19 protein-coding genes are annotated in these 24,589 nt (G+C 68.0%); 6 read left to right on the top strand and 13 right to left on the bottom strand.

The annotated features are described in order from the left end of the window. Positions 1-65 precede the first annotated feature (65 nt). Positions 66-1,034, top strand: a complete 969-nt coding sequence (gene corA, locus ACP7AG_RS13590; RefSeq protein ID WP_426013028.1) for a magnesium/cobalt transporter CorA — start codon at positions 66-68, stop codon at positions 1,032-1,034. A gap of 124 nt (positions 1,035-1,158) precedes the next feature. Here corA and ACP7AG_RS13585 read toward each other — a convergent pair whose 3' ends face one another. Both ACP7AG_RS13585 and ACP7AG_RS13580 read right to left on the bottom strand, forming a co-directional pair. After that, on the bottom strand, positions 1,159-1,386 hold the full coding sequence (locus tag ACP7AG_RS13585) for a hypothetical protein (protein ID WP_426013030.1): 228 nt from the start codon (positions 1,384-1,386) through the stop codon (positions 1,159-1,161). A 429-nt stretch (positions 1,387-1,815) separates the two neighbouring features. After that, a complete protein-coding gene (locus tag ACP7AG_RS13580; protein ID WP_426013032.1) occupies positions 1,816-2,445 on the bottom strand; it encodes a TetR/AcrR family transcriptional regulator in 630 nt (209 codons plus the stop codon). Between the two features lie 166 nt (positions 2,446-2,611). Between ACP7AG_RS13580 and ACP7AG_RS13575 the strand changes: the two genes are divergently transcribed. The 4 genes from ACP7AG_RS13575 to ACP7AG_RS13560 all read left to right on the top strand — a co-directional run bounded on the left by ACP7AG_RS13575 (position 2,612) and on the right by ACP7AG_RS13560 (position 8,826). Next, complete coding sequence (locus ACP7AG_RS13575) at positions 2,612-2,761, top strand: hypothetical protein (RefSeq protein WP_426031462.1); 150 nt, start codon at positions 2,612-2,614, stop codon at positions 2,759-2,761. Between the two features lie 52 nt (positions 2,762-2,813). Further along, positions 2,814-4,022 (top strand): efflux RND transporter periplasmic adaptor subunit, encoded by a 1,209-nt coding sequence (locus ACP7AG_RS13570; RefSeq protein WP_426031460.1) that lies wholly within the window; start codon positions 2,814-2,816, stop codon positions 4,020-4,022. A 197-nt stretch (positions 4,023-4,219) separates the two neighbouring features. Continuing rightward, positions 4,220-7,399 carry an efflux RND transporter permease subunit gene (locus ACP7AG_RS13565; RefSeq protein ID WP_426031458.1) on the top strand — a complete coding sequence of 1,060 codons (3,180 nt, stop codon included), beginning with the start codon at positions 4,220-4,222 and terminating at the stop codon, positions 7,397-7,399. Continuing rightward, on the top strand, positions 7,399-8,826 hold the full coding sequence (locus ACP7AG_RS13560; RefSeq protein ID WP_426031456.1) for an efflux transporter outer membrane subunit: 1,428 nt from the start codon (positions 7,399-7,401) through the stop codon (positions 8,824-8,826). Before ACP7AG_RS13565 ends, ACP7AG_RS13560 begins: the two co-directional genes overlap by 1 nt. Before the next feature lie 339 nt (positions 8,827-9,165). Here the strand turns inward: ACP7AG_RS13560 and ACP7AG_RS13555 are convergent, their stop codons facing one another. The 9 genes from ACP7AG_RS13555 to bglX form a co-directional block, all read right to left on the bottom strand. Further along, positions 9,166-9,537 (bottom strand): hypothetical protein, encoded by a 372-nt coding sequence (locus ACP7AG_RS13555; RefSeq protein ID WP_426031454.1) that lies wholly within the window; start codon positions 9,535-9,537, stop codon positions 9,166-9,168. A 448-nt stretch (positions 9,538-9,985) separates the two neighbouring features. Next, positions 9,986-10,816: a hypothetical protein gene (locus tag ACP7AG_RS13550; protein ID WP_426031452.1), complete on the bottom strand. Its 831-nt coding sequence runs from the start codon at positions 10,814-10,816 to the stop codon at positions 9,986-9,988. Positions 10,817-11,066: 250 nt separating this feature from the next. Next, entirely contained in the window at positions 11,067-12,647 is a 1,581-nt protein-coding gene (locus tag ACP7AG_RS13545) for a sensor histidine kinase (RefSeq protein ID WP_426031450.1), read from the bottom strand. Next, positions 12,644-13,360: a response regulator transcription factor gene (locus ACP7AG_RS13540; protein ID WP_426031448.1), complete on the bottom strand. Its 717-nt coding sequence runs from the start codon at positions 13,358-13,360 to the stop codon at positions 12,644-12,646. The genes ACP7AG_RS13545 and ACP7AG_RS13540 overlap by 4 nt, the downstream gene beginning before the upstream one ends. Before the next feature lie 78 nt (positions 13,361-13,438). Next, on the bottom strand, positions 13,439-14,455 hold the full coding sequence (locus ACP7AG_RS13535; protein WP_426031446.1) for a helix-turn-helix domain-containing protein: 1,017 nt from the start codon (positions 14,453-14,455) through the stop codon (positions 13,439-13,441). Between the two features lie 663 nt (positions 14,456-15,118). Continuing rightward, on the bottom strand, positions 15,119-16,468 hold the full coding sequence (locus ACP7AG_RS13530) for an HlyD family type I secretion periplasmic adaptor subunit (protein ID WP_426031444.1): 1,350 nt from the start codon (positions 16,466-16,468) through the stop codon (positions 15,119-15,121). Next, positions 16,465-18,225, bottom strand: coding sequence for a type I secretion system permease/ATPase (locus ACP7AG_RS13525; protein WP_426031442.1), 1,761 nt, complete (start codon positions 18,223-18,225; stop codon positions 16,465-16,467). Before ACP7AG_RS13525 ends, ACP7AG_RS13530 begins: the two co-directional genes overlap by 4 nt. 138 nt (positions 18,226-18,363) lie before the next feature. After that, a complete protein-coding gene (locus ACP7AG_RS13520; RefSeq protein ID WP_426031440.1) occupies positions 18,364-19,299 on the bottom strand; it encodes a Gfo/Idh/MocA family protein in 936 nt (311 codons plus the stop codon). A gap of 84 nt (positions 19,300-19,383) precedes the next feature. Beyond that, positions 19,384-21,678, bottom strand: a complete 2,295-nt coding sequence (bglX, locus tag ACP7AG_RS13515) for a beta-glucosidase BglX (RefSeq protein WP_426031438.1) — start codon at positions 21,676-21,678, stop codon at positions 19,384-19,386. A gap of 108 nt (positions 21,679-21,786) precedes the next feature. Here bglX and ACP7AG_RS13510 point away from each other — a divergent pair, with 108 nt between their 5' ends. Then, positions 21,787-22,017, top strand: a complete 231-nt coding sequence (locus tag ACP7AG_RS13510; protein WP_426013056.1) for a hypothetical protein — start codon at positions 21,787-21,789, stop codon at positions 22,015-22,017. A gap of 45 nt (positions 22,018-22,062) precedes the next feature. Here the strand turns inward: ACP7AG_RS13510 and ACP7AG_RS13505 are convergent, their stop codons facing one another. After that, positions 22,063-22,956: an oxygenase MpaB family protein gene (locus ACP7AG_RS13505; protein ID WP_426031436.1), complete on the bottom strand. Its 894-nt coding sequence runs from the start codon at positions 22,954-22,956 to the stop codon at positions 22,063-22,065. Between the two features lies 1 nt (position 22,957). Continuing rightward, a complete protein-coding gene (locus ACP7AG_RS13500; protein WP_426013060.1) occupies positions 22,958-24,550 on the bottom strand; it encodes a fatty acid--CoA ligase in 1,593 nt (530 codons plus the stop codon). Positions 24,551-24,589 lie beyond the last annotated feature (39 nt).

Below are 24,589 nucleotides of genomic sequence, written 5' to 3'. Positions count from 1 at the left end.
GAAAGCCGAAGCGTTGGCGCTGAGTCTTTGAGCGTCGCTGTCGCCCTTCAGGAGAGCACCCCCGCATGAGCGTCGTCGCGGCCTACATCTACAAGGACGGCGTCCGGAAACGCGAAGTGTCGCTGGACGACCCGCAAGCCCTGGTCACCAAGCTTGGCGAGTTCGTGTGGATTGGCCTCTACGATCCCAGTGAGGCCGAGATGAGCCGGTTGGCGACCCGCTTCAAGCTGCATCCGCTGGCGGTCGAGGACGCTCTCAACGCTCACCAGTCGCCCAAGGTCGAGGTCTATGGCCGGGAGTTGTTCGTGGTGGCGCGAACCGCCCAACTGGTCGAGGACAAGATCTGCTACGGCGAAACGGCGATTTTTGTCGGGCAGGGCCACATCATCACCGTCCGCCACGGATCGGCCCGGGCCCATAGCGACCTGCGCCAGCAGTTGGAAGCCTCGCCCGACCTGCTGGCCAAGGGCTCGGACTACGTGCTGCACGCGGTGCTGGACTTCGTGGTCGATGGCTATCTGCCAATCATCGAGGCGCTGGAGGATGAGGTGCTCGACATCGAGCGCCGCACGCTCGAGACCTTCCTCAGCCACGCGGAGGTCAAGCGCCTGTTCCACCTTCGTCGCGACCTGATCCGCTTTAAACGGGTGCTAAGTCCCATGGCCGAGGTCAGCGGTCGCCTGGAGCACCTGGAGACACCCTGTCTGGATAGCGACGTGCGACCCTATTTCCGCGACGTGCACGATCACACGCAGAAGGTCGAGAACATGGTGGATGCCTTGCGCGAGGTAATCACCTCGGTGTTCGAGGCCGCATCCCTGCTGGAACAGCAGCGCCAGGGCGCCATCACCCGCAAGCTCGCCGCCTGGGCCGCCATCCTGGCTGTGCCGACGGCGATCGCCGGCGTATACGGCATGAACTTCGAGCACATGCCCGAACTGCGGTGGGTTTGGGGCTACCCGGCGGTGATAATTGGCATCACCTCGATCATCGGCGTGCTCTATGTGCGGTTCAAGAAGAACGGCTGGCTGTAGAGGCCCTGGCCGGACCCTTTCTAGAGCATTTTCCGACCTGACTGCGTCAGGCCGTGAGCTCTAATCTTTTGTTTTGACACATTTTTCTTCGCGCGAACAGGAACCACTTCGCTCGAAAAAGGCTCTAGCTCGCCCACGCCCGCGCGGGATGCAGGAAACGCCCGGCCTCGGCGCCGTCGCGCAGGAACACTCTCACCTCGGCGGAGCGGCCAGAAGCGGCGACGCGATTGGCGAGATCGCGGGCGGCGGCCTCGGCGCGACCGCCGCGCTCGAAGGTGAGGTCGGCCTCGAGGGCTTCGGAACGGACAGACCAGCCCTGCTCGGCCGGCGTCACGGAAATCAGCAGAGCCATCGGGAGCTCCTTACGCAAAACGACTTGGGGTGCGCCCATCGAGGCGCGAACGAGCGGATCTTCGAGCGGTTGGACGGGGCCCCGAAGTTGCGGGATCAGGCCGGCATTCGCCCTGGGTGGGGGTAGCGTCGACACATCTTATAGGCTCGCATTCTCACAACTTGACGACATGGGTATGACTGGAATGCGACTTATGCGAGCTAGAACTCCTCACGCCGTTGTCAGTTTCTCGGGTCGTTCAATGTTCTGAAGGTCGACCCAGAAAAACTGCCTCGACTTAATTCCTACTAAATCAGTATGTTTTAGAAGGCTGCGCCCTTCCTCCCCTTTGGGCGCCGCCGGCCCGCGCCGTGCGGATCCGTCGGGGGATGGATGATCCGCGCGGCGCGACTACGCGCTGTGACGGGGGGGCGTCCCGTCTCGGCAGTCCTAGGCGCCTAGATGCGCCTTGATCAGCGCCCGTCCCGCTCGCGCCACGGCCCGCACGGGGCCGTTGGGACCCAGCGTCACGCGAGCCGTATAAGCGCCCTCCATCAGCAGCATGAGGCTGTCGGCCAGGTCCTCGTCCGGCGCGCCGGCCTGCTTGCACAGATCGACCAGTCGGGCATGAAGCCGCTGCTTGTAGGCCACCGACACCTTCTGGGCCGGGTGATCCACCTCGTGCAGTTCAAGGGCGGCGTTCGACAGCGGGCAGCCGTGAACATCGGCGTTGCAGGCCTTGGTCTCGAAGGCGTCGAAGATCGCTTCCAGCTGCACGCGAGGGTCGCCGCACGTGCAACCGGTCACTTCATCCCACCATATCCAGTAGTCGCGTTCCTGCTCGCGCAGCACCTCGGCGACCAGCTCGTCCTTGGACGGGAAGTTGCGATACAGCGTCATCTTGGTGGCGTCGGCCTCGTGGGCGATCGCCTCGACGCCCACCGCGCGGATGCCGTGCTGATAGAACAGCTCGCGGGCCGTTTCGAAAATCCGGTCGCGAGCTGGTCGTTTGGACAATGGGGCGCAAACCGGCGCCTCCATGGCGTCCATCTTGCCCTCGCTAGAATTTCTCTCAGCCATTTTCAATGCGCCTCACCTTGACGTGAGAGTTACCGGTCAGTATCTCTCACCGCGTGAATGATACCGAACGGTACCGTCACATCCATCTAAATCGTCACAGATGGCCGCCACGTCAAGCAACAGCCACTGCGACATTTTCATCCCAACCCAGAACGGAGCGCGAGCCATGTCCCCCAGTGCAAGCCAGGACCCCGCCCGCCCCCTGGGCGCCCCAGCCAGCCGACCGTGGCTGGCGTCCGCCAAGGCCTGGATCGCCCAGGCCGCCGAACCCCGCCGCCGGACGACCCGCTCGGCCAAGCGCCCTGTCCTCGAATAGCACACTGACCGCTTCCGTTCCGCCTCCCCATCGTCCGTCTTCAGGTGTTTCCATGCGCAAGCATCCCGCCCCCCTCTCGTCCTTGCCCGTCTCTCCCGCTCTCAAATCCTTCGCCGTCCTGGCTGCGGCCGCCGTCCTGGCCGCCTGCACCGCCCAGGCCAAGCCGGAAGCCGCTCCGCCGCCGGCCCAGGTCACCATCACCGCCGTGGACTTCAAGGACCTGCGCCAGTGGGATGACTTCACCGGTCGCCTGGAAGCCGTCGACACCGTCGACATCCGCCCTCGCGTCGGGGGTTACATCGACGGCGCGCGGTTCGAGGAAGGCGCGCGGATCCGCAAGGGCCAGGTGCTGTTCCAGATCGACCCGCGCCCCTACCAGGCCGAGGCCAATCGCGCCGCCGCCGAGGTGGACCGCGCCAAGGCCCAGTTGAACCTGGCCGTCGTCAACCGCGAGCGCGGCCGCCGGCTGATCGAGCAGAACGCCCTGGCCCAGAGCGAATTCGACCGGTTGTCCGCCGAGGAGAAAGCCGCCCAGGCCAATGTCGCCGCCGCAGCAGCCACCTATCAGACGGCCCGCCTGAACCTGGAATGGACCCGCGTGGTCTCGCCGATCGACGGCCGGGTCTCCAAGGCCGCGATCACCCGCGGCAACCTGGTGACGCCCTCGGACCTGCTGACCACCGTGGTCAGCGAGAGCCCGATCTACGCCACCTTCAACGCCGACGAGCAGACCTTCCTCAAGTACGCCTCGGCTGAACGCGGCAAGGCCAGCCCGGTCTATATGGGCCTGATGACCGAGGACGGTTATCCCCACCAGGGCCAGCTGAAGTTCATCGACAACGCCATGGACGCCAAGAGCGGCACCATCAATGGCCGGGCAATCTTCGATAATGCAGACGGCCGCTTCACCCCAGGCCTGTTCGCCCGCATCCGGGTGGTCAGCGACACCTCGCAGGTGGTGGCCCTGGCCCCAGACCGGGCAATCGCCACCGACCTGGGCAAGCGCTACGTCGTGGTGGTCGGCGCCAATAACAAGGCCGAGTACCGCCCCGTTGAGATCGGTCCGCTGGCCGGCAGCCTGCGCATCATCCGCACCGGTCTGAAGCCCGGCGACAAGGTGATCGTCGGCGGCCTGCAGAAGGTCAAGCCGGGCGATGTCGTAAAGCCGGTGGTCATCAAGACCGAAACGGCCGGCGACCTGCGCCAGTTCGAGACCGCACCCCAGCGCGTCGCGATGATCAACAGCGTGGGCCAGAACTGATCCTTTAAACCGCTCATCCCGGCGAATGCCGGGACCCAGATCCCCAAGCGATGGGGCGGGTTGGAGTAGCTCAGCGCGCCTGGCGTCAGCCACACCGCCTTTCCATCTCGGTCCCGGCATTCGCCGGGATGAGCGGAACGTGTGCGCCTACTCCCTCCTCGCCTCCTCCCCCTTTTCGCCCGTAAAAGGCGCCGCTCATGAACTTCTCCAAATTCTTCGTCAGTCGGCCGCGGTTCGCCGCCGTGCTGTCGATCGTCATCTTCATCGCCGGGCTGGTGGCGCTGCCGCGCCTGCCGATCTCGGAATATCCGGAAGTGGCGCCGCCGACCGTGGTCGTGCGCGCCGCCTATCCGGGGGCCAACCCCGCCGTCATCGGCCAGACCGTCGCCGCTCCGCTGGAGCAGGCGATCAACGGCGTCGAGGGGATGATCTACCAGTCCTCGCAGTCGGCCTCAGACGGCGCGATGATCCTGACCGTCACCTTCGCGCTCGGCACCGATCTCGATAAGGCCCAGGTGCAGGTGCAGAACCGCGTCGCCCAGGCCCTGCCGAAACTGCCCCAGGAGGTGCAACGCATCGGCGTCACCACCGACAAGGCCTCGCCCGACCTGACCCTGGTCGTGCACATGATCTCGCCCAACAACCGCTACGACATGCTGTACCTCAGCAACTACGCGCAGCTGAACGTTCGCGACCGCCTCAAGCGCGTCGATGGCGTGGGCGACGTCCAGATCTTCGGCGCCGGTTCCTATTCCATGCGGATCTGGCTGGACCCGGAAAAGCTGGCCTCGCTGAACATGACGGCCGGCGATGTGGTGAAAGCCCTGCGCGAGCAGAACGTCCAGGTCGCCGCCGGCCAGCTGGGCGCGCCCCCCACCCCGGGCGGCGCCGAGTTCCAGCTGTCGGTCAACGCCCCCGGCCGCCTGACCGACGAGGAGCAGTTCCGAGACGTCATCATTCGCTCGGGCGACAAGGGCGAGATCACCCACCTGGGCGACGTGGCCCGCGTGGAGATGGGCGCCAACAACTACGCCCTGCGCTCCTTGCTCGACAACAAGTCGGCCGTGGCCATGCCGATCTTCCAGCGCCCCGGTTCCAACGCCCTGAAGATGGCCGCCGACATCAAGGCCACCATGAAGGACCTGAAGAAGGATTTCCCCGAGGACGTCGACTACGAGATCATCTACGATACTACCGCCTTCGTGCAGGAATCCATCAATTCGGTGGTCCACACCCTGATCGAGGCCATCATCCTGGTGGTGCTGGTGGTGGTGCTGTTCCTGCAGGGCTGGCGCGCCTCGATCATCCCGCTGATCGCCGTGCCCGTCTCGCTGATCGGCACCTTCGCGGTGTTGCTGATGCTGGGCTTTGGCCTCAACGCCCTGACGCTGTTTGGCCTCGTCCTGGCCATCGGCATCGTCGTCGATGACGCCATCGTCGTGGTCGAGAACGTCGAGCGAAATATCGCCAATGGCTTGGAGCCGGCGGCGGCCACCCGCAAGGCGATGAGCGAGGTCACCGGACCCATCGTCTCCACCGCCCTGGTGCTGTGCGCCGTCTTCATCCCCACCGCCTTCATCAGCGGCCTGTCGGGCCAGTTCTACCGGCAGTTCGCCCTGACCATCGCCATCTCGACGGTGATCTCTGCCTTCAACTCCCTAACCCTGTCGCCGGCCCTGGCCGCCGTGCTCCTGAAGAGCCACGACGCCCCCAAGGACCGCTTCCAGAAGATGATCGACGCGGCCCTGGGCTGGCTGTTCAACCCCTTCAACCGGATGTCCGCCAAGGCCTCCAACGGCTATGTCCACAATGTCGGCCGCACCCTGGGCAAGTCGACCGCGGGGTTGGTGATCTATGGCCTGCTGCTGCTGCTGACGATCGGCGCCTTCGCAAAGACGCCCGGCGGCTTCGTGCCCCAACAGGACAAGGCCTATGTGGTCGCCGTCGTGCAGCTGCCCGACGCCGCCTCGCTGGACCGCACCGAGGCCGTGATCCGCCAGATGGGCGACATCGCCATGAAGGTGCCGGGCATCAAGCACTCGGTGGCCTTCCCCGGCCTGTCGGCCAACGGCTTCATCAACAGCCCCAATTCCGGCGCGGTGTTCTTCCCGCTGTCGGACTTCAAGGACCGCAAGGACAAGTCGATGTCGGCCAACGCCATCGTCGGCCAGCTGAACGCCAAGTTCGGCGCCATTCCCGACGCCCAGATCGCGGTCTTCCCGCCACCTTCGGTGCAGGGGCTGGGCACGATCGGCGGCTTCCGCATGCAGATCGTCGATCGCGCGGGCCTCGGCCCCGACGAGCTGAACAAGCAAACCCAGAACCTGATCGACAAGGCCCGCAAGGACCCCGCCCTGACCGGCGTGTTCTCGACCTACCAGGTCGGGGTGCCGAAGATCGAGGCCAGCATCGACCGGGAAAAGGCCCGGGCCTCGGGCGTCAGCCTGACCGACCTGTTCGAGACCATGCAGGTCTATCTGGGCTCGCTCTATGTCAACGACTTCAACCGCTTTGGCCGCACCTACGAGGTCAATGTCCAGGCCGACCAGAAATTCCGCATGCAGCCGGAACAGATGCTGCGGCTGCAGACCCGCAACGGCTCTGGCCAGATGATCCCGCTGGGCGCCTTCGTCAGCTTCAAGGAGGCCACCGGCCCCGACCGCGAGAGCCATTATAACGGCGTGCTCACGGCCGAGATCAACGGCGGCCCGGCCCCGGGCTATTCGACGGGCCAGGCCCAGAAGGCGCTGGAAGACCTGGCCAAGCAGGAACTGCCCAACGGCATGGGCTTCGAATGGACCGAGCTGACCTATCAGCAGATCCTGGCCGGCAACACGGCGATCTATGTCTTCCCGCTGTGCGTGCTGCTGGCCTTCCTGGTGCTGGTAGCCCAGTACGAAAGCTGGACCCTGCCCCTGGTGGTGATCCTGATCGTGCCCATGACCCTGCTGTCGGCCCTGTCCGGCGTGCTGCTGACTCATGGCGACAACAACATCTTCACCCAGATCGGGCTGATCGTGCTGGTGGGGCTGGCCTGTAAAAACGCCATCCTGATCGTCGAATTCGCCAAGGAGCGCGAGGAGCACGGCGACACGCCGATGCAGGCGGTGCTGGAGGCCTGCCGCCTGCGCCTGCGGCCGATCCTGATGACCTCGATCGCCTTCATCATGGGCGTGGCCCCGCTGGTCACTTCCCACGGGGCGGGCGCCGAAATGCGCCGGGCCATGGGCGTGGCGGTGTTCTCCGGCATGCTGGGCGTCACGGTCTTCGGCCTGGTTTTGACCCCGATCTTCTACTTCGTCATCCGCCGCAACACCGCCCGCAAGGCGGCGCTGAAGGCGGCGAAAACCCCGACGACCGCCGTGGAGGCGCACTGATGTCTCAAGCTCTCACCCCCAACTACGGCAGGCGAAACCTCCGGGTCCAGCTGGGCCTGTTCGCCAGCATGACCCTGCTCTCGGCCTGCGCCGTCGGTCACGACTACAAGACCCCGGTCACCGCGCCGGTGGTCTTGCAGAACGCCCCGGCCGCCACCTATTCCGCCGCCCAGCCGGAGGCGGACTGGTGGAAGCTGTTCGGCGACCCGGTGCTCGATGGCCTGGTCAGCCAGGCCCTGGCCGGCAATCTCGACCTCAAGGTCGCGGTCGCCCGGGTCGACGAGGCCCGCGCCCTGTTCAAGGACGCGCGTCTCGACCAGCTGCCGCGGGTCACCGCCAGCGGCGGCTATCAGAAGAGCGACCAGCAGCAGCCGGGCTCGAACGGCGAGCGGGTCGAGGGCGAGACCTATACGGGCGGCTTCGACGCCGGCTGGGAGATCGACCTGTTCGGCCGCGTTCGCCGGGGCGTGGAATCGGCGCGGGCCGAGGCCGGGGCGGCCAAGGCCGACCTGCGCGACGCCCAGGTGACCATCGCCGCGGAAGTCGCTCGAAATTATCTCGAACTGCGCGGCGCCCAGGCCCGGCTGGCCGTGGCCAACCGCAACCTGGAAACCCAGCGCGAGACGGTGCGCCTGACCAAGGTGCGCTACGACGCCGGGGCCGGCAGCCCGATCGACGTCGCCAGCGCCCAGGCCCGCCTCAACGCCACCGAGGCGGTGATCCCGGCTTTGATCACCGCCGAGAAGCGCGCCAACTACCGGCTGTGCGTGCTGACCGGTCAGCGGCCCGGCGCCCTGAACGCCACCCTGGTGGTCCAGAACGCCGAGGTCACGCCGCTCATCACCGCCCTGCCGATCGGCGATGCGACGGACCTGCTGCGCCGGCGTCCCGACGTCCAGGCCGCCGAGCGCCGCCTGGCCGCCCAGACCGCCAAGGTGGGCGTGGCCACGGCCGACCTCTTCCCGCGCGTACGGGTGACCGGCTTCATCGGCTTCCTGTCGGGCTCGGCCGGCGGCTTTGGCAACAGCGCCAGCCAGGCCTGGTCGGTGGCCCCCACCGTCAGTTGGCCGGCCCTCGACCTGGGCGGCGCCCATCAGCGGCTGAAGGCGGCGCAGGCCCGCAACGACGCCAGCCTGGCGGTCTATGACCAGACCGTGCTGGGCGCGCTGGAGGACCTGGAGAACGCCCTGGTCGGCTACCGCCAGCAACAGGCCCAGCTCGTGAGCCTCACCAACCAGGCCGCCGCCTCCCGCCGCGCCGCCGAGCTGGCGCGGATCCAGTACAAGGAAGGCGGCATCGACTTCCTCGTGCTGCTCGACGCCGAACGCACGCTGCTGGCCGCTGAAGACTCGCTGACCGTGGCCGAGACGGGCGTCAACACCAACGTCGTGGCAATCTACAAGGCGCTGGGGGGTGGGTGGAGCTAGCGGGGGGCGCACATCTGAAACCCTATCCCAAAGGGAGAGGGTGAGGAAAAACGGCAGAAGTTATCCACAGGGCGGCCGTCCATTCCCACCTGTCACAGGAAAAACCCCAATCCTATCAGCCCCTTGCACAAAAACGCACGTTTCCGATCCTCACGCTCCAGGACGGCAGCGCAGGGGCGGTTGTGAGCCGGGGGCACAGACTGCCCCCTACGGGTCGCTCCGCGATCGTCTTCCGCCAAAGGGGGAAGAGCTCAAATGCGCCTGAGCTCCGCCCCCTATGGGGGCGGACAGACCGCAAAGCGGTCAGGTGGGGGCAAGTGGGTGTGATCCTACGCCCGCCTACTTCGTCACATGCCCCTTGACCAGCTTCAGCTGGATCGTCTTGCCCGTCGGGTCCTTGGACGTCAGGCCGACCTCGGGGTCGGTCGGGAAGGTCTCGCACAGGCTGCCGAACAGCTTGGGCTTGGACTGTTTCAGGCAGACCTTGTCGCCCTTGACGCTCCACTTGCCGGCCAGGTCCAGGCCCCGGCGGCTGAGGCCCGTCCAGGTCCCGTCAGGCTTCAGCCAGATCTTCCGCGACCGCCCGTCGGGGTCGATGGTCAGCACGGTATTGCCGAACGCCGCCTTGACATTGGCCGCCGGCGCGGCGGCCTGGGCGGCGAGCGGCGTGGCGAGGACGGCGGCCAGGAGGAGCGCTGTGGGCTTGGTCATGGCGGGGTAACGCGCGACGGCGCGGAAGGCGCCGGCCTCTCCTCACCCGCGCAACGGGGGAGCGGGGGAGCGAAGAAAGGCCGCCAGCCATCCCAAAATCCGCTCATTCCGGCGAATGCCGGGACCCAGATCCCATGGCGTTGAAGTGGGTTGGAGGCGCTCAGAGCTGATGGCGTCAGGCCCAAAGCCACCCATCTGGGTCACGGCATTCGCCGGGATGAGCGGGTTTGTGGGGGTCGCCATTTGAGCCCCTCTTCCCTCCACGCGCATCGCCGACGCCCCGCCTCAAACCCTCAGCGGAGCCTGCTCCGCCGTCCGACGGTGTAAAGGACGGCGCGCCGCGCCGCCGCGACGCGGCCGCCAGAGGCGGTCCTTGACACCGCCAGCCGCCAGAGCTCCGATCCTCCAAGGGCTTAAGGCGCGGCCTCATCCGGGGCGGATAGTTTATTCAACCGAGGGCTGAAGTATCCGCGACCCGGTTACGGCCGGCCCTAATTGCCGTATCAGCCTCCTGCACCTTTCCGATGATTTCAGCGGCATGGCGAACCGCAACTTCACTGGACTCACGTCCGCTCAAGCTCGCATTGAACGCGGCTAGAAGCCGATCTTCCAGTGGCTGCAGAAGTTGATGCAATGACCCCAGGCCTTGCTCTTCAATGTATTCAGCATGTTCTGGCAGAACCGCCTTGAGCGCCCGGAGCATCGACGACGAACTCTCTAGAATTTCAGGCCCAACGCCAACCTTCGCGAGCTGAAATAGCATGGCCGGATACATGGAGCACTGGCGGTAGGCTGAAAAAAGCGCCCAACAAACGGGATCGAGAAAAGGCCGTTCTTTATCGGCTGTGTAGTTTGCAGGTTCTAGTTCGCCAAGACCGGCAGTGTTCAGCATCATTTCGGCGAGCTCGCGTGTCTTCTGAGCGTCGCGCCCAGTGCCCGCCGCGCTCTTGAGGATGATGTCCATGGCCCCAGTCATCATTGAAAGGTTCCTATAGCGGGCGAAGGAGACGGTCTCCGCCCACACGCGTTCAACAGCCTCCAAGCGACGCCGATCTAAGTTTCCCTGACGACTAACTAACCCTGACAGGGCACCACCTCGCAGGGCGGCTACCTGCTCATCATTCTGTCGGATAGTCGCCCTGAGCTCTTCAAGCTTTCTGTCGAACGAATGCTGAACGCTCTTCTCGAAAGCAGCCTTGTAGGCAGCGCTCAAGACATAGCCTATCCCCGCCAGAAGGGTGGAGGAGGTGATGGCAGGGATCCAGTTGGCCCAGGACACGACTGTTCTCCATTTAAGGGACGACGCCCGCAGCTTGACCACTATGCACTATCCACGCGAGCCCTGCTTCGATCTGCCTGATGACAGAGCCGGTAGTTCACAGGGTTGGGGTGAGTGCCTGCCTGCCGAATCGAGCGCAGCTGGCCAGAGGTCCGCTTCTTCTGAGCAACGCGGACTTTCAGTTCGGGGCACCTGAAGTCACCTATGGGCCGCAACCAAGCAGTTAGCTAGCCCCGGCCAGGCCCTACCCTCACCCCCGCCCCAACCGCACCTCGAACACCGCCCCCGCCTCCCCTTCGACCAGCCCGATCCGCCCCGAACTCGCCGCCAGCAGCGATCGGGCGATCGACAGGCCGAGCCCCGTGCCGCCCGCCTCGCGCCGGCTGGTGAAGAACGGTTCGAACAGGCGGGCGCGGTCGGCGGGCGGGACGCCGGGGCCGTCGTCGCTGACGCGCAGCACCACGTCTTCGCCCATCACCAAAGCCGAGATCCAGACCCTCCCCGCCCCCGCCTGGCGGCTGTTCTCCACCAGGGTGGTCAGCACGGTCTCCACCGTCGCCTCGGGCGCGGCGACCTGCGGGAGGTCGTCCGGCAGGTCCAGGACCACGGCGATGTCGCGGCCTTGGGCGTCGGCCACCCGGCGGGCCGGCGAGGCCACGGCGCAGACCACGCCGGCCTGGGGCATGGCCATGTCGGCGCGGGCCATGTCCATCAACCGGCCGACCAGGGCCGAGAGCCGGGCGCTGTCGGCCGAGATATTGCCCAGGAAGCGGTGGCGCTCCTCGGGGCTCATGGTGGCGAAATGGTCGTCCAGCAGCTCGACCGCGCCAGTGATCCCGGCCAGGGGGGTCTTGAACTCGTGGCTGACGGCGGCGGCGAAGTCGCGCAGGTAGCGCGAGCGCACGGCGATGGCGCCGGCCATCACCCGGAAGTCCTGGTAGAGGGCGCGGATCTCGACCGCGGCGGTGACCGGGGTCTCCGGAACCTCGCCCTGCCCCGCCGCCACGCCCTTGGTGGCCGCGCTGAGCGCCTCGATTGGCCGGGTCACGCCGCGCGACACCAGGCCCGACAGCAGCACCAGCAGCAGCACCGTCGCCCCCGCCCCCAGCAGGATCTTGCCCCGGTCCTGATAGACCCCCCGGAACAGGGCGCGGGGCGAGCGCGACAGCAGCAGCGCCCCCACCACTTGGCCATTGACCCGGATCGCCCGCGCGTGATGCAGCCGCAGGGCCGAGGCCCGGCTCAGCCACTCGAACGAATAGCGCGGATGATAGGCCCCATTGCGCCGCAGCACGGTGCGCGAGTGGCCCGCCAGCGCCGCCTGGATCTCCGGCAGGGCCGCCAGGCTGCCGCCTTGGCCAAGACCGCGCACCACCACGCCGTGGCGGTCGACGATCAGGATTGAGGCCAGGGTGCTGCGGCTGGTCTGGTCGAGGATCGGCTCCAGGGCGTCGGCGGCGGCCACGGCCTGCGGGTCGGCGGGCGGCGCGGGCGCGGGGCCGGGGCGCTCGGGCAGCACCGGCGAGGCGCGCAGGTCGATGCTGACAGCCTCGGGCCGGTAATAGCCGGGATCGTCGCGGGCGTCGGGGTCGGCCGGGGTGGTGTCGCGCACGGCGCCGGGCCACAGGGCGCCGGCCGCCGCCGCCAGGGCCGCGCCTTGCGACGCGAGTTCGGCCTCGGTCTGGCGCACCAGGGTGTTCTCGTAGGTGCGCAGGAACACCGCGCCTATGGCCGGCATGGCGGCGGCGAACAGCAGCACGGTCAGCAGGATGGCCCGCAGCCGAAGCGCCGGCCACCAGGTGCGCAGCCAGGCCCGCAGCGGCTGGATCACGGCTCGACGCCGCCAGCACAAGCGCCTAGCCGGTAACCGATCCCGGCCCGCGTCTCGATCAGGTCGTGACCGCCCACGCCCGCGAACTTGGCCCGCAGGTTGCGCACATGGCTGTCGATGGTGCGGTCGGTGACCGCGAAGCCCGGCCCGCGCAGACGGTCGATGATGGCGTCGCGGCTGAACACCTTGGTCGGTGTGGCCGCCAGGGTCTTGAGGATCGTGAATTCGGTGACGGTCAGCGACAACTCGGCGCCGGCCCAACGCGCGCTCCAGGCCTCGGGGTCGAGGGCCAGTCGGCCCCGGGTGATCACACCGTCCAGGCCTGTCGCCGCGGCCTTGGCCCCGGTGCGTCGCAGAATGGCCTGGACGCGGGCCACCACCTCGCGCGGGCTGAACGGCTTGACCACATAGTCGTCGGCCCCCAGCTCGATGCCCAGCACCCGGTCGATCTCGTCGTCGCGCGAGCTCAGGAACAGGATCGGCAGCTCGCCCTGGGCCCGCAGCCGGCGGCAGACCTCCAGCCCGTCCAGGCGCGGCATGTTGATGTCGAGCACCACCAGGTCGGGGGCGCGCTCGGCCACGCTGGCCAGGGCCGCTTCGCCGTCGGCCGCTTCGCGGGTCTGCAAGCCCACCTTGGCCAGGGCGAACACCAGGAGCTGGCGGATGTGGGGATCGTCGTCGACGATCAGGATCGTGCGCTGCATGGCGCCCATGTTCAGGGCTCCGCGTCTGGGGTCAACGGAGACGTCGAGGCGGTCGCGCGCGTTTGCCGTGCAGATTTCGTGCAGGCCCTACCCCGCCTTGACCCTCTCGGTCCACCGTCCGAACGGGCCATCGGGCTCGTCGGGCAGGCTGGGCTGCAGCGAGCGCAGGTCGCTGGGGCGAATGTTGAACGCCTTGCGGAAGCTGCGGCTGAAATGGGCCTCGCTACTGAAGCCGCACTGGAAGGCGATCTCGCTGATGCGGCGGACCCGCTTGGGGTCCAGCAGGGCGGCGCGGGCCAGATGCAGGCGGCGGTCCCAGACATAGGCGGTGACCCCGCCCAGGGGTTCGAACAGGCGATAGAGCGTGGAGCGCGACACGCCCAGGGCTTCGCTGATCTTGGCCGGGTTCAGGCTGGGTTCCAGCAGGTTGTGCTCGACATAGCCGCGGGCGCGCAGCAGCACGGGCGACTCGCGCACCCCGAAATCGGCCCGTCCCGCCTCCATGGCCAGGCACGCGCCCAGCAGTTCGACGGTGGCGCGGGTGATGCCGGGCAGGGTCTGGGGGATCAGTTGCGGGAACCAGCGGGTCACCGAGGTCAGGTGTTCGATCAACAGGCCCGCCCGGTTGCCGTCCAGCACCATGCCATGCAGGTCGATGCCCGGCACGACGGTCTGGACCTGGACGCGCGGCAGGAAGGTGGAGAGCACCTTGACCGACGTGCTGTGCAGCAGCATGGGCCGCGAAAGGTCGCAGATGCCCACCTCGCCCGGACCGGCCGCGAACGGCACGCCATCGAAGTCGCCGGTGTGCGAGCCGGCGATGTTGAACTGAACGATGTGGGCGTCGTGGCCGTCGGCGGCGATCATTTCCGGCGTACGGAACATCGTGTGGCCGCCGGTCTCGGTCACATAGAAGGCGTGGTCGCCCAGACGCAGCGAGGTGATGCTGGCGGTGAAGCCGGGCTCGGGGTCACGGGCGTCCAGCGCTACGAGCACTTCACGCCGGTAATAGTCGTGCCGCTCTTCGGCCGGTACGCTCCGGGTACTGAAATTCGACCGGGCGAGGGACGGCAGCCCCGCGCGCGGCTGTTCGAAATCGCTCATGTGTCCCCCCGTTAGTCATAGTCGCTGATTTACGAGACCCGCCCCATGCGGGCGTTCGTCGCATGGGGCGAGACAGGTTTGTCCTTTGAGACAAGCGGTCAAGGAAAAGGGACCCGCATGTAACGTTTGGCGCGCCGAACGCCTTCCTGGTATCCAGCCATCGGGAGAACGTTGGTCGATGACGCGAGCGCTTCGGGAAGACTTTCGTCCCGACGCGACGGCCGCTGGCGACATCGGTTCGAAGAACGGCGCACCGCCCAGGCCAGAGACTGGCTGTTTGTCAGCGCCGCCAAACCCTGTGGGGGGAACCAACTGAAGGCGGGCCTTGGGGGGGCCGCCTTTTTTGTTTCCGCGGATCCGTCGGGGACGTCATCGACCTGCCGCCGCGTTCCTTCTCCCCTTGCGGGGGAAGGTGGCGGCGTAGCCGACGGATGAGGGTCGACGGGCGGCTACCGAAGCGTTTTCACAGCATTGCCGATAGGCTGGCGCGACCCCTCATCCGACCTGCTTCTCAGGCCGCCTTCTCCCGCAAGGGGAGAAGGGAAGGTCCACGCCCGTCCAAGAGCATTTCCCGACCTGACTGCGTCAGGCCGTGAGCTCTAATCTTTTGTTTTGACGCACTTTTCTTCACGCGAACCGGAACCACTTCGCTCGAAAAATGCTCTAGTGCTCGCGGCCCATCCGCCAGAAGGTCTGGGTCAGGGGCTCCAGCAGATAGGCCAGGGCCGAGCGCTTGCGGAGGGGGATCAGCACCTCGACCGGCAGGCCGGCCTGCAGGCCCGACTGCGCGCCACGGATCTGGCGGATCTTGTCAAGCTCCTCGGGCGGGGCCGCCACCTCGGCCCGGAAATACTGCACCCCACTCTTCTCGTCGGTGAAGCTGTCGGCCGACAGCTCGGTCAGGGTGCCGTTCAGCAGCGGCAGGTCGCGTTCGTGCAGCGAGGTGAAGCGAATCTGGGTCTTCTGGCCGGGCTGCAGGTCGTCGGCGTCATTGGGCGAGACCTTGGCCTGGATCACCAGCCGCCGGTCCTGAGGCACGATCTCCATCAGGGTCTGGCCCGGCGCCGCCACGCCGCCGACGGTGAAGACATTGAGGCCCACCACCTTGCCGCTGCTGGGCGCGCGGACTGTGGCGCGGGCCAGCTGTTCGCGAGCGGCCAGCACCTTGGGCTGCAGGTCGTCCAGCCGCACCTGCACGTCGCGCAGTTGGCCGGAGACCTCCTCCATCATCTGGCGTTCCAGCGACAGGGTCTGCAGGCGGGTTTCGCCGATCTGCTCGTTGGATCGGGCGATCTGGGCCCGATAGGCCCCGTCCTCGCCGGTCAGGGAGGCGGCGTTGCGCTGCAGGGCCAGAACGCGGGTCTTGGGCGCATAGCCCTTGCTGGCCAGTTCCTGGACACCGGTCAGCTCCTCGGCGATCAGTTTCTGCTGCTCGCGATTGGCGTCCAGCTGGCGCTCGGCGCCGTTGGTCTGCTGGCCCAACTGAAGGACGCGCTGGTTGAGCACGCCGCGTTGGGTGTTCAGCGAACCGCGACGGGCCTGGAACTGCTGGCGCTGCAGGCGCAGGGAGTCCTCGGCCAGGGGCTTGTCCTCGGGCGCCAACGTGGAGAACTCCGGCGGGACGGCGATCGCGGGGCGGCGGTCGCGCTCGGCCACCAGGCGGGCGCGCTGGGCCAGCAGGGTCAGCATCTCGCCGGTCATGCCGCGTTCGCTGGCCCGCAGTTCCGACGCCGACAGCTCGACCAGGATCTGGCCCTTGACCACGGTCTGGCCTTCCTTGACCCGGATGCCGGTGACCACGCCGCCTTCGCGGTTCTGCACGGCCTGGCGGTTGCCCGACACGGCGACCACGCCGTGGGCATAGGCCCCGGCGTCCAGCGGCGCCAACGCCGCCCAGCCCAGGAAGCCGACGAAAAACACGCCAGCGACCACCGCGCCGACACGGATCATCAGGGCCGGGTCGTCAGAAATCCGCGACGTCGCCAGGGCGGTGTTGGGAGGCAGTACGGTCATGGCTTGGCGCCCTGCAGGGACATGGCGTTGCCGTCGGTGGCAGAACGGGGCGGGGTCTTGGCGGCCGCGGCCATCTGGGCGATGACCTCGGCTCGCGGCCCGATCCGCTCGACCTGTCCATCGCGCAGAACCAGCAGGCGGTCGGCGATGTTAAGGATGCCCGTGCGGTGGGCGATGATCATGATCGCCGCGCCCCGGGCCTTGGCGGCCAGAATCGTTTGGTTCAACGCCGCCTCGCCCTCGGCGTCGAGCGCCGAATTGGGCTCGTCCAGCACAAGCAGCGGCGGACTTTCATAAAGGGCGCGGGCCAGGGCCACGCGCTGGGCTTGACCCGCCGACAGACCGCGACCGCCCGGCCCGAGCACGGTGTCGTAGCCATTGGGGAAACGCAGGATCAGCTCGTGCACGCCCGCGGCCTGGGCGGCCGCCACCACGGCGGCGTCGATGACGGCGGGATCACCCCCCGCCCAAGCCGCGAAGCGCGAGACATTGTCCTTGATCGAACCGGCGATCAGGGCCGAGTCCTGCGGCAGGTAGCCGATGAACCGCCCAAGGCGATCGCCGTCCCAATCGTTCATGTTGGCGCCGTCCAGCCGAACCGCCCCGGCGTCGGGCGTGATCGCACCGGCGGTCACGCGGGCCAGGGTGGACTTGCCGGCGCCGCTAGGGCCGATAACCCCGAGGATCTCGCCCGGCGCCAAGCGCAGGGACACGCCGCGCAGCAACAGCGGGCCATCGCCGGGCGCGCGGATCACCACCTGCTCAAGGGTTAGAAGCCCCGAGGGCGCTGGCAGCTGCGTGCTCGGCAATTCAAGATTCTGGGCTGGAAACAGCTTGATCAGGTTGTTGAGCGCGCCGCGCGCCTGGCCCACCGTGGTCCAGGCGCCGACCATCTGCTCGATCGGCTGCAGGGCCCGGCTCATCAGCACGGAGGCGGCGATGATCGAACCCGCCGAGATCTGCCGGTCCACCGCCAGCCAGGCGCCCAGGCCCAAGGCCGCCGATTGCAGGAACATTCGGGTGAACTTGGTGGCCGCCGAATAGCCGCCGCCGGTGAACTGGGCCTTGGCGGTCAGGTCAAGGCCCTTGCGGCGGTCGACCAACTGCCGCTCGCCCAGGGCGCCGCGCATGCCCAGAGCGCGCACGACCTCGGCGTTGGCGGCGACGGCCTCTTGTGAGGCATAGGCCTGGGCCTGGGCCAAGAACGCCTCGCGGGCCCGCAGGCGAGTAGCGCGCTCGTTGAGGACAGCCAGGACCACCAGGATCGCGCCGCCGACGATGGTCATCGCGCCGAGGGCCGGGTGGATCATGAAGGCTACGATTACGTAGATCGGTGTCCAGGGGATGTCGAAGGCGGCGATGGCGATGGGGCCAGACAAGGCCTGGCGAACGATGTCGAACTCGCGCATGCCCTGCGACGACGAGCCGGGCGACAGGGCGCTCATCAACCTCTGCAGGATGCCGCCGGCCAGCAGGCGATCCACGCGCAGGCCGGCCAGGGTCAGCAAACGCGATCGCACGGACTCCAGCGCCGTCTGAGTGCCCAGGGCGAAGGCAACGACGAGGGTCAGGTACAGCAGGGTCAGCCGGCCCTCGGTGGGCACCACCCGGTCATAGACCTGCATCATGTAGATGGTCGGGGCCAGCAGCAGCAGATTGATCATGGCGCTAAACACGGCGGCGGCCATGAAGTGGGGCTTGCAGGCTCGCAAGGCGGCGGCCAGCGGCGGCGGCAAAGGGGCGTCCAGCAACTTCACGCTTGATCTCTCCCCAGGGCCGCACGCTCGTTCCGACACCCTGGTCGGCCGTCAACGTTACGCTCGGACGGTACCTAACGTCCGAGACCCCTTCTATGCAAGAGCACGTCGCTCGGGTTGCAGGGCGGCGAGACCTTGCTATTCCACGAAGGCGGGAGCGGCGACGCGGCGTCCCAGCAGGAAAGCGTCCGCCACGTGCCGCAGGGGCGTGACATCGACGTCCGACGCGCCGGTCGCGATCAGCTCGGCGAACCGGGTGTAGAGGCTCGGATACTCCGCCTCTGGCTGCTCGTGCATCAGGAGGCCGTCGATCCAAAGCTTGGACCCGCCGTGCGACAGCCGCAGGGCGCCGCCGTCGGTGTCGACCTCGATGTCCCAGCTCTGCGGGCCGGTCTGCAGGAAGTCGAACACTGCGGTGATCGGCACGCCCGCCGTGTCGACAAAGTCCAGCTCGGCGGCGATTGGCGACTGGCGGTTCTCGGGAACGTGCAGGGTGGCGCTGGTCAGGAAGAACGACCGGGGCAGGACGGCGGTGGCGATCGACAGGGCGTTGATGCCGGGGTCGAAGACGCCCAAGCCACCCGGCTCCCATATCCAGTCCTGGCCGGGGTGCCAGACGCGGACGTCCTCTTTCCAGATGATGCGGGCGGCGCTGATCCTCCGGCCGGCTAGCCAGTCGCGCGCGGGGGCGACGGCGGGGGCGTGGCGCGAGTGCCATGTGGCCTGCAGGGTGACAGCCTTCGCCTGCGCGAACTGCCGCAGGTCCTCGACCTCGCTCAGCGTCGCGCCGGGCGGCTTTTCTAGCATCACGTGCTTCCCCGCTTCCAGCGCTTGGCGGGCCAGGCCGTGGCGCACCTGGGGCGGGGTGCACAGCGCCACGGCGTCGAAGGCGACCTCGCTGGCCAGCAACTCATCGAGGGTGTGGAAGCTGGGTAGGCCCGGCTGTTCGGCGTGGCGGCTGACGATCGCTACCAGCTCGAAGCACGGGTCGGCGGCCATGGCCGGCAGGTGCTGGTCACGGGCAATCTTGCCCAGGCCGATCAGGGCCACGCGGATGGGGGTGGCGGCGGTCATGGGGCCTCGCGAACTCCGGGGACTTTATTTGTAGGATGAATGATGGGTGGGGCTCGAGATGTCAAATAGGCTCCACAAATCCGCTCACCCCCCCAACAACTCGAAACTCGCCGCCAAGCCATCGACGGCGTTATTGGCCACCCACAGGTCGAACATCCCCGGCTCGGCGATCCAGCGATCGTTCTCGCCGAAGAACATCAGCGCGCCGCGCTCCAGGCTGAAGCGCACCTCGCGCTTCTCGCCGGGCTTCAGGGCCACCCGGATGAAGCGCTTCAGCTCGCGCACCGGCCGAGTGCGGCTGGCGACCCGGTCATGCACATAGAGCTGGACCACATGCTCGCCGGCCACCTTGCCCATGTTGGTGACATTGGCGGTGATGGTCAGCTTGTCATCCCAGGCCAGGCGAGTGGTCGACAACCGCACATCGCTGAGCGCGAACGGCGCATAGCCCAGGCCATGGCCGAACGGATAGAGCGCCTCGTTGCGGGTGGTGCGCCAGCGAGCCTTGTACTCCTGGCTGTCGTCGGCCTGAGGCGCGGGCCGGCCGGTGGTGCGGTGATTGTAGAAGAACGGCTCCTGGCCGCTCTCGTGCGGGAAGCTGACCGGCAGGCGGGCCGACGGATTGACCTTGCCAAACAACACATCGGCCACCGCGTGGCCGGTCTCGCTGCCCAGGAACCAGGTGGCGAGGATCGCCGGCGCGGCCTTGACGGCCCCCTCCAGCACCAGGGCCCGCCCGTGACGCAGCAGCACCACCGTCGGCTTGCCCACCGCGCCGACCAGGTCGGCCAGTTGCTGCTGGACGCGCGGCAGGCCGATCTCGGTGCGCGATTGGGCCTCGCCGGACATGTTCTGCCCCTCGCCGACCGCCAGCAGCACGATGTCGGCCGCCCGCGCCGCCGCCACTGCCTGGTCGAAGCCGCCGCGGATGGTGGCCTCGACATCGCAGCCGCGGGCGACGGTCAGCGACGCCGAATCGGCCAGGGCCTCGCGGATGCCGGTGGCCAGGTCGACGCTCAGGCCCGGATCGCCGAAAAAGGCCCAGGGGCCCAGGATGTTGGCGCGGTCCTCGGCGAACGGCCCGATCAGGGCGATGCGCTTGCCCTGGGTCGCCAGGGGCAGCAGGCCGCCATCGTTCTTCAGCAGGACGATGGATCGCGCGCCCGCTTCTCGCGACAGCGCCCGCGCCGCCGGGGTGGCGGTTTGGGCGGCCTGGACCTTGGGGTCGATCGAGCGGAACGGCCGGTCGAACAGGCCGACGGCCTCCTTCAGGCTCAGCACCCGGCGCACGGCGGCGTCGACGACCGCCATCGGCACGCGGCCCTGGGCGACCAGCTCGGGCAGGTAGCGGCTGTAGAGCCCGCTCTGCATGCTGATATCCACCCCGGCCAGGATCGCCAGCCGCGCGGCGTCCCTGTCGTCGGCGGCGTAGCCGTGGGCCACCAGCTCCTGGTCGGCGGTGTAGTCGGAGATCACCACGCCCTTGAAGGCCCATTCGCCGCGCAGGACATCGGTCAACAGGTGGCGGTTGGCGGTGGAGGGCACGCCGTTGATGTCGTTGAAGGCCGACATCACCGTCAGACAGCCGGCGTCGAAGGCGGCCTTGAACGGCGGCAGGTGCACCTCGCGCAGGGTCTCGTCTGAGATGTCGACGGCGTTGTAATCGAGCCCGGCCATCACCGCGCCATAGGCGGCGAAGTGCTTGGCGGTGGACAACAGGCTGTCGGGGGCGGTCAGGTCGCGGCCCTGGAAGCCGCGCACCCGGGCCTGGGCCATCACCTCGCCCAGGAACACGTCCTCTCCGGCGCCCTCGGCCCCCCGGCCCCAGCGCTGGTCGCGGGCCACGTCGACCATCGGGGCGAAGGTCCAGTGCAGGCCGTGGGCGCTGGCCTCGACGGCGGCCGCCCGGGCCGTGCGCTCGGCCAGGACAGGGTCGAAGCTCGCCGATTCGGCCAAGGGGATGGGGAAGATGGTCTTGAAACCGTGGATCACGTCGGCGGCCAGCAGCAGCGGGATGCCCAGGCGCGACTGTTCGACGGCGGCGGTCTGGGCCAGCAAGGCGCCCTCGATGCCCACCCCATTCATCAGCACGCCGATCCTGCCGGCCCGGGTGTCGGCCAGGATCTGCTGGGTGTTGCGGGCGTTGACCGCCGGATTGATGTCCCCGACCGGCGGACGGATCGTGTCGGAATAGCACGAGAGCTGGCCGGCCTTTTCCTCAAGGGTCATCTGGACGATCAGAGCCTCGACGCGCGGCGAGGCCGCCCGGGCGGAGCCGGCTCCCGCCCCCACCGAGATAACGGCGAACCCCGCCAGACCTGCGGCGCCGGCCATGAACTCGCGCCGACCCAGGCCCTGCCGCCCGCCACCATCCGCCATGGAATCTTCCTAACTGAAGCTTTGGCGCAACCTCGCCAGAAACACCGACCGGTGCAATGGTGCGTTACCTGTGGGGCGAACGAACGTCCAATTCCAGAAGAGGCTCCCATGACCGTACGCTGGCGCATTGATGTCCGACTGGGCGACGCCCCGCCCCAGGCGCCGCTCCGCAGCATGGTGGTCGAGGCTCCCACCGAGGTCGAGGCCCTGCGGCTGGTGCTGGTCCAGGCCGAGCAGGACCGCGACAACGCCGCGGAGCTGTTGCAGGACGGGCAGGAGGAGGTGTTCTCCCGCACCGAGGTCGAGGGCCGCACGGAGCACCAGGGGAATACGGACTAGCGGGCGGCGCAGTCTTAAAAACCTTCTCCCGGAGAGGAGAGGGTCTCATTTGCGCCGATACAGATAATCCGCCGGCAGTCCCATCCGCAGGCACGCCTCCACCGCTGGCATGCCCTTGATTGGTAAACGATCGGCCGCCGCGCCGGCCCAGCGCACCAACCGGCCCTCCACCGGCCCCAGGTCCCACTCAGGCCCAAGCCCCACGACCGCCCGAACCTCCGCCGGGGTGATCGCCACCGCCGCTCGGATCAGCGCGCCCTGCAGGCCTTGTAGTGGCGCTGGCAGGATCGCCGTCTGGCGCATCAGGTCCAGGAACTCAAACACGATCTCGTGTCGCTCGAGCTTCGGCAGCATGGCCACGAGCTGAGCCTCCCATCCCACCACCGAACCCGGCGCCCCCACGGCGCCGTAGAGGGCGGCCGCCGGCGCCGCCTCGGCGTAGAAGCGGTCGCGTTCGTCGTCAGTCAGCGGGGCGGCGTAGGCGCGGTAGGCCTCCAGGAAGCCGAAGCTGGCGGTGGCCTGCACCCAGTCCAGCAGCTCGACGTCGTTGGCGCGGTAGGCGGCGCCGGTTGGAGTATAGCCCGCCACCCGGTCATGCATCCGCCGCACGCCGGCGATCATCGTCTCGGCGGCCGATCGCGCGCCATAGACCGTGACCATCGCCGCCAGGCCCGTGCGCTTGAGACGCGGCAGGGGATCGGTGCGAAAACTGCTGTATTGCCAGACCCCCGTGCGCACGCGCGGCTCGGCGAGTTCCAGGATCACCGCCGCAACGCCGCCGACGAATAGCGAGACCGGGTTCTTGAACACCCGCCACGACACCGAGTCCGGGGCGGCCAAGGCGGGCTCGCCGGCCGGCTGGCGGAAGTCGATGCGTGGCCCGGTCTCCGGCTGGATCAGACCCTGAACGAAGCTCGCCAGGCGACCGCCGTCGGCCATGCTAGTTCACGCGCCTTTCCTTGCCAGCCCAGTACGGTTCGCGCAGCTCGCGGCGCAGGATCTTGCCCGAGGCGTTGCGCGGCAGGACCTCGACGAAGTCGATGGTCTTGGGCGCCTTGAAGCCGGCGATGCGGGTGCGGGCGAAGGCGATGATGTCGTCCGGATCGGCCGGGGCGCCGGGCTTGAGCGCCACCACCGCCTTGACCGCCTCGCCCCAGGTGTCGTCGGGCACGCCGATCACCGCCACCTCGGCGACGTGCGGATGACCGTAGACGGCGCTTTCGACCTCGGCGGGATAGATGTTCTCGCCGCCGCTGATGATCATGTCCTTCACCCGGTCGTGAATGAACAGATAGCCGTCGCCGTCGATATAGCCGGCGTCGCCCGTGCGCAGCCAGCCGTCGGCGGCGATGGTCTCGGCGGTGGCCTCGGGCAGTCTCCAATAGCCGGCCATGTTGGCGGGCGAACGGACCGCGATCTCGCCGACCTCGCCCGGCGGCAGGGCCTGGCCGCTCTCGCCGAGCACCTTCAGCTCCACGCCCGGCATCGGCAGACCGGCCGAGCGCATGCGGGCGTTGCCGGCCGGGTCGTGGTCCTGTGGCGGCAGATAGACCACCGTGCCGGTCGTCTCGGTCATGCCGTACTGCTGGACGAAGCCGCAGCCGAACACCTCGAGACACTCGCGCAGCAGGTCCAACGGGATAGGCGCGGCGCCGTAGAGGATGTGGGTTAGGCGGCTGTAGTCAACCTGGCGGGCGCTCGGCAGGCGGACCACGATCTGCAGGGCCGCCGGCACCATGAACATCTTGGAGATCTGGTCCTTCTCGATGAAGTCCAGCACCTTGGTCGGGTCGAACTCGCGGGCCACCACGCCCTTGGCGCCGTTAACCAGGCCGACCACGCCCCAGCCGGTGCCGCCGATATGGGCCACCGGCATGGCCACCAGGCTGACATCGTCCGGACCCCAGCGGTTCCAGTCCATGTCGGCGGCGGCGGCCAGCTTGCGCGGCCCCAGGATGTTGTCGTGGGTCAGCATCGCGCCCTTGGGGCGGCCGGTGGTGCCCGAGGTGTAGAGCTGCACGGCGATATCAGCCGGCATGATCCGCGCGGTCGGCGCATCGGCGGAGGCGGCGTCGCGCCAGGTGGCGAAGTCGGGATGGCCGTCCTCGCCGGGCTCCATGGCGATCAGCAGCGGCTGGTCGAGAATCAGGGCCGCCACGTCCTGGACATGGGCGATCAGTTCGGGGCCGACGAACACCATGCGGGCCTCGGCGTCGCCTAGGATGTAGGCGATCTCGCGCGGGGCCAGGCGCCAGCCGATCGGAGCCAGCACCACCCCGGCCTTGGCCGCGCCGAACAGCAGCTCGAAGTAGTGGTCGCTGTTCTTGCCGACATAGGCGATGCGGTCGCCGGCGCTCAATCCCTCCGCCAACAGGGCGTTGGCGACCTGGTCGGTGTGGCGGTCGAAGTCGGCGAAGCTCGTCGAGCGCCCTTCGAACACCAGGGCCGTGGCCTCCGGGCGCACATCGCGATGGTAGCGCGCCACGTCGCCAAGGGTGGTCATGCGGTCGAAATCGACGGCGGGTCCGGACATGCTCACAGGGCTCCTCGCGCGGTTCCGAGGCGATCTAGG

This window comes from Caulobacter sp. DWP3-1-3b2, assembly GCF_049896325.1.
GTDB lineage: Bacteria > Pseudomonadota > Alphaproteobacteria > Caulobacterales > Caulobacteraceae > Caulobacter.
This window is presented reverse-complemented; position numbering and strand designations above follow the sequence as displayed.

Excerpts from the sequence above, each read along its gene's own strand:
- corA (WP_426013028.1), top strand. The coding sequence starts at position 66 with ATGAGCGTCGTCGCGGCCTACATCTACAAGGACGGCGTCCGGAAACGC.
- ACP7AG_RS13585 (WP_426013030.1), bottom strand. The coding sequence starts at position 1,386 with ATGGCTCTGCTGATTTCCGTGACGCCGGCCGAGCAGGGCTGGTCTGTC.
- ACP7AG_RS13580 (WP_426013032.1), bottom strand. The coding sequence starts at position 2,445 with ATGGCTGAGAGAAATTCTAGCGAGGGCAAGATGGACGCCATGGAGGCG.
- ACP7AG_RS13575 (WP_426031462.1), top strand. The coding sequence starts at position 2,612 with ATGTCCCCCAGTGCAAGCCAGGACCCCGCCCGCCCCCTGGGCGCCCCA.
- ACP7AG_RS13570 (WP_426031460.1), top strand. The coding sequence starts at position 2,814 with ATGCGCAAGCATCCCGCCCCCCTCTCGTCCTTGCCCGTCTCTCCCGCT.
- ACP7AG_RS13565 (WP_426031458.1), top strand. The coding sequence starts at position 4,220 with ATGAACTTCTCCAAATTCTTCGTCAGTCGGCCGCGGTTCGCCGCCGTG.
- ACP7AG_RS13560 (WP_426031456.1), top strand. The coding sequence starts at position 7,399 with ATGTCTCAAGCTCTCACCCCCAACTACGGCAGGCGAAACCTCCGGGTC.
- ACP7AG_RS13555 (WP_426031454.1), bottom strand. The coding sequence starts at position 9,537 with ATGACCAAGCCCACAGCGCTCCTCCTGGCCGCCGTCCTCGCCACGCCG.
- ACP7AG_RS13540 (WP_426031448.1), bottom strand. The coding sequence starts at position 13,360 with ATGGGCGCCATGCAGCGCACGATCCTGATCGTCGACGACGATCCCCAC.
- ACP7AG_RS13535 (WP_426031446.1), bottom strand. The coding sequence starts at position 14,455 with ATGAGCGATTTCGAACAGCCGCGCGCGGGGCTGCCGTCCCTCGCCCGG.
- ACP7AG_RS13530 (WP_426031444.1), bottom strand. The coding sequence starts at position 16,468 with ATGACCGTACTGCCTCCCAACACCGCCCTGGCGACGTCGCGGATTTCT.
- ACP7AG_RS13520 (WP_426031440.1), bottom strand. The coding sequence starts at position 19,299 with ATGACCGCCGCCACCCCCATCCGCGTGGCCCTGATCGGCCTGGGCAAG.
- bglX (WP_426031438.1), bottom strand. The coding sequence starts at position 21,678 with ATGGCGGATGGTGGCGGGCGGCAGGGCCTGGGTCGGCGCGAGTTCATG.
- ACP7AG_RS13510 (WP_426013056.1), top strand. The coding sequence starts at position 21,787 with ATGACCGTACGCTGGCGCATTGATGTCCGACTGGGCGACGCCCCGCCC.
- ACP7AG_RS13505 (WP_426031436.1), bottom strand. The coding sequence starts at position 22,956 with ATGGCCGACGGCGGTCGCCTGGCGAGCTTCGTTCAGGGTCTGATCCAG.
- ACP7AG_RS13500 (WP_426013060.1), bottom strand. The coding sequence starts at position 24,550 with ATGTCCGGACCCGCCGTCGATTTCGACCGCATGACCACCCTTGGCGAC.